Consider the following 434-nt stretch of genomic DNA (forward strand, 5'->3'; position numbering starts at 1 on the left):
ATTAGGCCGCTCTGGTCGCTCCCTAAGCTTCTGGGGTGGCCGCTCAAACAACTTTAGGGGGTTGTCATGCAAACACTCAATTTAGAAAACTCCGTTATTATCGATACCGAAACCACGGGCCTAGACTCTGACGCTCGTATCTGTGAAATTTCAATTATTGATGCTCTTTCGGGTGATGTTCTTTACAGTAATTTGGTTTCACCTCTTCGCTCTATTCCTGATGATGCTCAGAAAATTCATGGCATTACTGATGCTGATGTTCAGTCCTCACCATCTTTTGATTATGTTTGGAATGAAATCAAGTCTATTTTGTTCGGCAAAAAAGTCATCGCTTACAACTTTGATTTTGATTACCGCATGGTAGCTCAGTCACTTTCTGACTTTGATTATCCGCTTCAGAATCTTTCTTATTTTCTTCTTCATGACGGCACTAA

1 protein-coding gene is annotated in these 434 nt (G+C 41.0%); it reads left to right on the top strand.

From position 1 onward, the window contains the following. Positions 1–66 precede the first annotated feature (66 nt). Positions 67–434: 3'-5' exonuclease (locus PL85_RS18005; protein WP_215809366.1), on the top strand; the 368-nt coding region annotated here is incomplete at its 3' end.

It is taken from the genome of Vibrio anguillarum (genome assembly GCF_001989995.2).
GTDB lineage: Bacteria > Pseudomonadota > Gammaproteobacteria > Enterobacterales > Vibrionaceae > Vibrio > Vibrio anguillarum.